The 7,627-nt window shown below is 66.5% G+C and carries 3 protein-coding genes and 1 pseudogene; 3 read left to right on the forward strand and 1 reads right to left on the reverse strand.

All coding sequences use genetic code 11. The features are described from left to right. Window positions 1–475: 475 nt before the first annotated feature. From BG61_RS44915 to BG61_RS39635, 3 genes and pseudogenes are all read left to right on the forward strand, one after another. Window positions 476–1,057, forward strand: a pseudogene (locus BG61_RS44915) (ESPR-type extended signal peptide-containing protein); the annotation flags it as partial. A 183-nt stretch (window positions 1,058–1,240) separates the two neighbouring features. Then, window positions 1,241–2,902, forward strand: a complete 1,662-nt coding sequence (locus tag BG61_RS37205; protein ID WP_051673070.1) for a YadA family autotransporter adhesin — start codon at window positions 1,241–1,243, stop codon at window positions 2,900–2,902. Window positions 2,903–3,015: 113 nt separating this feature from the next. Further along, window positions 3,016–3,576, forward strand: a complete 561-nt coding sequence (locus BG61_RS39635) for an outer membrane protein assembly factor BamE (RefSeq protein ID WP_081868322.1) — start codon at window positions 3,016–3,018, stop codon at window positions 3,574–3,576. Window positions 3,577–3,649: 73 nt separating this feature from the next. On the opposite strand, the gene hrpA is transcribed toward BG61_RS39635, so the two are convergent. Continuing rightward, window positions 3,650–7,558 carry an ATP-dependent RNA helicase HrpA gene (gene hrpA, locus BG61_RS37215; protein ID WP_075584321.1) on the reverse strand — a complete coding sequence of 1,303 codons (3,909 nt, stop codon included), beginning with the start codon at window positions 7,556–7,558 and terminating at the stop codon, window positions 3,650–3,652. Between the last annotated feature and the right edge of the window lie 69 nt (window positions 7,559–7,627).

The raw sequence follows: 7,627 nt of genomic DNA on the forward strand, positions 1-7,627 counted from the left end.
GTCGTCTCCGGCCGTGCGCGGCCCGTAGGCGACTCGGCATATATCGTGCGGGCGGCTCGTCGTCACCGCGCACGCGGCGCTTCCGGCGGCCTTTCGGGCGCGCTCACCTGCCGGGTTCCGGCCCGGCCGCCGCTTCCGTCCCCTTTTCCCTCATCTTCCTACGCCTCGCACCGCTGCCACGCCGGGGCGCGTCGCTTTTTCAGAATCGCCCTAGCTTCTTCCGACTTTCGCGGATTGTCGCGAAGCGTCAAATCGTTTCCGTTTTCTTTCGATATAGGAAATTTCGCGTATTTGCGATCGGGAATTGGAGCGAGTATCTCGCGATTCTAGGTCTGCGGACAATCCATCGCAGGAGTCCGAATTTTGGCGGACCGAAGAACACGAGGCCCACAGCCCTCGTTTCACGGAGCGCCCGGCCAGCCGCGTGCGCATCAGAAATCGACAGTTTTTATCATTTGGTTAGACATCCTTTTTTATGAACAGAATCTTCAAGGCAATCTGGAACGAATCGACGGGAACGTGGGTCGCCGCTTCGGAAATGTCGCGGTCGAAAACGAAGCGCAAGAGTTCGCGCGGCAGGCTCATCGTTGCCTGCGCGGTGGTCGCGGGCGGAGCGCTGGCAGGGCAGGCGCATGCGGATGACTGGACACCGGAACCCACCGCAGGCAACCTTCACGCCGGCGAAGGCGCTCAGTCGACCAACGGCGGCATTGCCATCGGTACGAGCGCGCAGGCTATCGGCGACAGCAGCAGCGTTGCGATCGGCGAATACGCTGCCGCCAGTGAGGACAGCTCGATCGCTATCGGCGGCGGCGCGCAGTCAAGCGGAAAATTCAGTATCGCGAACGGCGGCGGCTCATTCGCCTCCGCGAATAATGCGATCGCAGTCGGGGCAGCCTCGAAGGCCACCTCGCTCGAAGCCATTGCTGTAGGTGCGAACGCGACGGCATCGGCTGAATCAAGCTTTGCCGCGGGCGCACGCGCGAACGCAAGCGGAAAATCCAGCGTCGCCATCGGCACGGACTCGGAAGCGACCACCCGCGACGGCGTCGCCATCGGCACAGGTTCCAAGACGCTTGGCAGCTTTGGCGGCGTTGCCATCGGTGGCGCCTACGCCTACACTAACGGTGTTGCCGTAGGCGCTGGTGCGCAGGCATACGGGCGTGCATCGGTCGCTATCGGTGAAAGCGCAACTGCAGGCACCAAAACCGAGGGAGGCGTCCGCGGTACCGGAGTTGCAGTGGCCATCGGCTCGAACGCCAACGCCACCGGGAACTACTCAGTGGGCATCGGCTATTTAACCGATGCCACCGAGGACTCCGCGGTCGCGATCGGCAAGGACGCAAAGGCGACGGCAGGCTACTCGCTCGCCGCGGGCGCGAGCGCCATGGCGGGTGCCGAAGGAGCCACCGCCGTCGGACACGCCGCCAACGCGAAGGAGCCTGGAAGCACGGCGATCGGCGAAGACACCATCGCCGATGGCAATAGCGCAACCGCGCTCGGCTACAAGGCCCACTCGGTCGGAGTCGACGCAACCGCCGTCGGCTCGCGAAGCTACGCTGAAGGCTTCGGAGCCACCTCTCTCGGCCTGTACGCCGGAGCGATTGGCGAAAACGCAACGGCCCTCGGATCGTCCGCCGCCGCGGACGGCGCCAATGCCACAGCGGTCGGCTTCTATTCCTACGCGGCAGCCGACGCCGTCGCGGTCGGCGCTGACGCAAACGCGTCCGGCGCATCGAGCGCGGCGTTCGGAAACGCCGCCAATGCTTCGGCTGACCAGGCAGTCGCCATCGGCCAGGGCGCTCAGGCGACGCTTGCCAACAGCGTCGCGCTCGGCGCGGGTTCCTCGACACAAGTCGGCAAACGCGACTCCTACACCGGCTATGGCCTCACCGGCACGCAATCGTCGGTGGGCGAAGTCAACGTCGGCAATCGCACGATCAGCGGCGTCGCCGCAGGTCTGAACGACGACGAAGCCGTCAACGTCGCGCAGCTGAAAGGCGTGACCACCAAAGTCGACACCATCGCGGAAACCGTCGAAGGCGCGGTGAAGTACGACCGCAATCCCGACGGCACGGTCAACAAGAACAGCGTCACGCTCGAAGGCGACCCGGCCGCGGGCGGCACCGCCCTCCATAACGTCGCGGCCGGCACCGCCGCCACCGACGCCGTGAACGTCGGCCAGTTGAACGACGCCGTGAGCCAGGTGAACAACGCGATCGTCAATTCGGCGAATCCGTTCTTCAGCGCGGAAGGCGATCGGGACACGGAAGGCGCGGTGTCGAGCGGAACGCAGTCGGTCGCCTCGGGTGCGAAGGCATCGGCGACGGGCACGGGGTCGGCCGCATACGGCGCGGGCGCAACGGCATCGGGTGCGGGCTCGCTCGCCGCCGGCCAGAACGCGTCGGCGTCGGGCAGCGGCTCGACGGCGATCGGCAGCGGCTCGAAAGCCACCGATGCCAACTCCGTCGCGCTCGGTCAGAACTCCGTGACGGATCGCGCAAATTCGGTGTCGGTCGGTTCGGCCGGTCAGGAGCGGCAGATCACCCACGTCGCGCCCGGCACGCAAGGCACCGACGCGGTGAACGTCAACCAGTTGAAGCAGGCGTCGTCGAATACGCTGAAGCAGGCGAACGACTACACGAATTCGAAGTTCGACAGCGCACGCAAGGACGCCTTCGGCGGCGCGGCGGCCGCACTGGCTGTCGCGGGCCTGCCGCAGGCCGTGTTGCCGGGCCGCGGCATGGTGGCGGTCGGCGGCGGCACGTATGGCGGGCAATCCGCTCTGGCAATCGGCGTGTCGCAGTTGTCCGAGAACGGCACCTGGGTCTACAAGGCCACCGGCACGACCAGCACGCGCGGCGAGTTCGGCGTGTCGCTCGGCGCCGGGATGCACTGGTAAGCCATCGCACGGGGCCGTCCAGACGGCTCCCTTCAAGGTCCGGCGCGGTTTCGACGCGTTTCGAAGCCGTGCCCGGAACTCATGACAAAAAAATTGAAACTGGTGAATCGAGCATGAAGAAAAACCCTTTCCCGATGTTCTCCGGCCGCGCCTGCGCTCGCGCCGCCCTCACCGCCGCGCTGTCGGCCGCCGTTCTCCTTGCCGGCTGCACCACGGGCAGCCAGCTCTCCGCCGATGGCAGCAACGACAAGCTCGTCTTCCCCGCGGTGAACAAGTCGTGGATGTACGGCGGCAGCTATCCGCTCGTCGAGGCTTTGCGCAAGCTCAAGCCCGGCCTGACCAAGGACCAGATCTCGGGCCTGCTCGGCCGTCCGCAGTTCCAGGAAGGCTTTTTCGGCGTGAAGGAATGGGACTATCTGCTGAACGTGACGAACGAAGCCGGCGCGCCGCAACTGGTTTGCCAGTTGAAGGTGGTTTTCAACTCGCGCAACGAAGCGCGTAACTATTACCGCAAGTGCGGCGACGCAGTGGAGACGCTCGCCGAGGGCAAGTGGCGCAAGTACGACAACGCGCCGCAGGTCGCGCAGGCAACGCTGCCCGCGTCGGAAGCGACGCTCGTGGTGATCCCCGCGGCCGTGACCGCAGAACCGGTCAAGATCGACAAGCTGAAGTAGGCGCGCCGCAGGAAACGCTGCGCAAAAAAGCACGAGGCCGGCGTCATGCCGGCCTCGTGCCTTCATCCCCACATCACCGCTGCATCGATTCCCACACCTTGTGAAGCCGCTTGACCGAAATCGGCATCGGCGTTCGCAATTCCTGCGCGAACAGCGACACACGCAATTCCTCCAGCAGCCATCGATATTCGGAGAGCCGCGCATCCGCGACACCGCCCCGCTGCGCCATCGCCCGTTGATGGTTCTGCGCGAGCGGCTGCAAGTCGGCAAAAAGGCGAGCATCGCGTGACGGATCGGCCTTCAGCTTGTCGATGCGCAGCGCGATCCCTTTCAGATAGCGCGGGAAATGCGCGAGCTGCGTGTACGGCGTGTCGATCACGAACCGCTTGCCGATCAGGGCATTGAGCTGCGACTGCATGTCGGCGTAGGCCGCGCCGAACGACTTCGCCTGCGCGAGCTTCTTCACGACCGCGGCGTATTCCGCGAGGATCTGCCCCGTCAGCCGCGCGATCTCCTGCGCAAGCAGCGTGAGACGCCCCTTCCCCTCGTCGCGGCGCTTGTGGAAAGTGGCGTCGTCGTCGGGAAGCGGGTCTTGCAGGCACGCGCGGTCAAGCGCCGTCTCGATGATCTGGTCGCGCAGATCTTCCTGCGTGCCGAGCGCCATGTATTGCAGCGACATCTCGCGCAAGCCCCCGAGGTTCTTCTCCAGATACCTGATCGGCTCGCGCAGTTGCAGCGCGAAGAGGCGTCGCAGGCCCGCGCGATGAATCCGCGCCGCTTCTTCCGGCGAATCGAACACTTCGACATCGCAATGCGTGCCGCGATCGATGAGCGCCGGATAGCCGAAAAGCGTCTGCCCGCGACGCCGGATTTCGAGCAGTTCAGGCAGCTTGCCGAAATTCCACGTCGTGAGATTTTCGTAGAGCGCGGTGCTGGACGGATCGCCCGAAGGCGCCGCCACCGACGTCTGCGGCCCGGCATCGCCCATCAGATCGAGCGACGCGCCCGCCGCGAGCTTCTGGAAATGCTGCTGCGCCTGACCGCCCAGTTCGGCGCGCAACTGCGCGAGGTTGCGGCCCATCGCGAGCTGCCGGCCGTGCTCGTCGATCACCTTGAAGTTCATGAAGAGATGCGCCGGCAGCGTTTCGAGCTTGAAGTCGGAGCCTTTCATCGCGACCTGCGTCTCGCCGCGAACATCCGCGATCAGCGCGTCGAGCAGACCGCCCGCGCCGAACTTCGGCCCGCCGTGGCGCTCGACGAAACCCGCCGCGAACTCCGGCAGCGGCACCACATGCCGCCGCAATTTCTGGGGCAGCGACTTCAGCAGCAACTGCGCCTTCTCCTTCAGCATCCCGGGCACGAGCCATTCGGCGCGCCGCGCGTCGATCTGGTTCAGCCCGTAAAGCGGCACCGTGAGCGTCACGCCGTCGCGCGGCGAGCCGGGCTCGAAGTGATACGTAAGCGACATCTCGATGCCGGCCATCGTCATGCGCTTCGGAAACAGGTCGGTCGTGATGCCGGCCGCTTCGTGGCGCATCAGGTCGTCGCGCGAAAGGAAGAGCAGCCGTGTCTTGCCCGCCTTCTCCTCGTCGCGATACCAGCGCTCGAACGCCGCGCCCGTGTAGATGCCCTTCGGCACGAGCGCGTCGTAGAAAGCGAACATCAGTTCGTCGTCGACGAGCACGTCCTGCCGCCGCGACTTGTGCTCCAGCTGCTCGATATCCGCGACGAGCTTGCGGTTGTGCGCAAAGAACGGCAGCTTCGTGTCGAATTCGCCTTCCACCAGCGCGCCGCGAATGAAAAGCTCGCGGGCGCGCTCCGGGTCCTGCTTGCCGAAGCTCACGCGCCGCCGGGCGTAGACGGTGAGCCCGTGCAGCGTGGCGCGCTCGAAGGCCGCGACCTGCGCCGCTTTCTTTTCCCAGTGCGGCTCGGAGAGCGACTTGCGCAACAGGTGCGCGCCGACCTGCTCGAGCCAGTCCGGCTCGATTTTCGCGATGGTGCGCGCATAGAGCCGGCTCGTCTCGACGAGCTCGCCCGCCATCACCCAGCGCCCCGCCTTTTTCAGGAGCGCCGAGCCCGGCCACAGGTAGAACTTGATGCCGCGCGCGCCGAGGTAGTACGGCTCGTCGTCGGCTTTGAGGCCCACGTTGCCGAGCAGGCCGGTGAGAAGCGAAAGATGGATCTGCTCGAACGTCGCGTCCGATTCGTTCAGGCGCCAGCCGTGCTCGCGCACGACGGTCAGCAATTGCGAATGCACGTCGCGCCACTCGCGCAGCCGCAAGTGCGACAGGAAATTCGCGCGGCACGCGTCGGTGAGCTGCCGGTTCGACTTCTTGTGCGCAATCGCGTCCTCGAACCACGCCCAGATGCGCGTCCATTGCAGGAACTCGGAACGCTCGTCGACGAACTTGCGGTGCGCCTGATCCGCCTGCTCCTGCGCCTCGATCGGGCGGTCGCGCGGGTCCTGCACGGAGAGCGCCGCGGCGATGATCAGCACCTCGCGCAGCGCCTGATGGTCGCGCGCGGCGAGAATCATGCGCCCGACGCGCGGATCGAGCGGCAGGCGCGCCAGTTCGCGCCCGAGCGGCGTGAGCGCGTTGTCGTCGTCGACGGCGCCGAGTTCGTTCAGCAGCTGATAGCCGTCGGCGATCGCGCGGCCGGGCGGCGGCTCGATGAACGGGAACGTTTCGATCGAGCTCAGGTGCAGCGACTTCATCCGCAGGATGACCGAGGCAAGCGACGAGCGCAGGATCTCGGGGTCGGTGAAGCGCGGGCGCGCGGCGAAATCGGCCTCGTCGTAGAGACGGATGCACACGCCGTCCGCAACGCGCCCGCAGCGCCCCGCCCGCTGGTTGGCCGCCGCCTGCGACACCGGCTCGACCTGCAACTGCTCCACCTTGTTGCGGTACGAGTAGCGCTTCACGCGCGCGATGCCCGCATCGACCACGTAGCGGATGCCCGGCACCGTCAGCGACGTTTCCGCGACGTTGGTCGCCAGCACGATGCGCCGCGCGTTCGACGCCTTGAACACGCGCTCCTGCTCCGCCGCCGACAGCCGCGCGAACAAAGGCAGGATTTCCGTGTGCGGCGGATGGTGCTTTCTGAGCGCCTCGGCGGCGTCGCGGATCTCGCGCTCGCCGGGAAGAAACACGAGCACGTCGCCGGGGCCTTCGCGGCAGAGTTCGTCGACGGCATCGACGATCGCTTCCATCAGGTCGCGGTCGGTCCCGCGCTGGTTTTTCTGGCGCGGCTCCTTTTGCGGCGTGCCCTGCGCGTTCTTCACGGCCGGGCTCTCCTCCTCGACCGGCTGATAGCGCACCTGAACCGGGTACAGCCGCCCGCTCACTTCGATCACCGGCGCGGGCTTCCCGTCGCTGCCGAAATGGCGCGCGAAGCGCTCGGCGTCGATGGTCGCGGATGTCACGATCAGCTTGAGATCGGGCCGGCGCGGCAGGATTTCCTTCAGGTAGCCGAGCAGGAAATCGATGTTGAGGCTGCGCTCGTGCGCCTCGTCGATGATGATCGTGTCGTAGGCTGCAAGCAGCGGGTCGGTCTGCGTTTCCGCGAGCAGGATGCCGTCCGTCATCAGCTTGACCGACGCGCCCGGCGACAGGTTGTCGGTGAAACGCACCTTATAGCCGACCACTTCGCCGAACGGCGTGCCGAGTTCCTCCGCGATGCGCCGTCCGGTCGCCGACGCCGCGATCCGGCGCGGCTGCGTGTGGCCGATCAGGCCCGCGCCGCCCGCGCCCAGGCCGCGCCCGAGCGACAGGCAGATTTTCGGAAGCTGGGTCGTCTTGCCGGAGCCGGTCTCGCCGCTCACGATCACGACCTGGTTCGCCTGGATCGCGCGCGCGATTTCCTCGCGACGGCCGGAGACCGGCAGCGCTTCGGGAAACGTAACCGGGGGCACCGGGTTCGGTTCGACGATGCGCCGCTCGCGGGCGGCGTCCCGGCGTGGCGCGCGGGGCTTGTCTGGCAAGGCGCGGGTCGGTGCGGTGGGTTGTGCGGCTTCTGCGGCTTCTGCGGCTTCTGCGAGTCGTGCGGCTTC

It is taken from the genome of Caballeronia glathei (assembly GCF_000698595.1).
Classification (GTDB): Bacteria; Pseudomonadota; Gammaproteobacteria; order Burkholderiales; family Burkholderiaceae; genus Caballeronia; species Caballeronia glathei.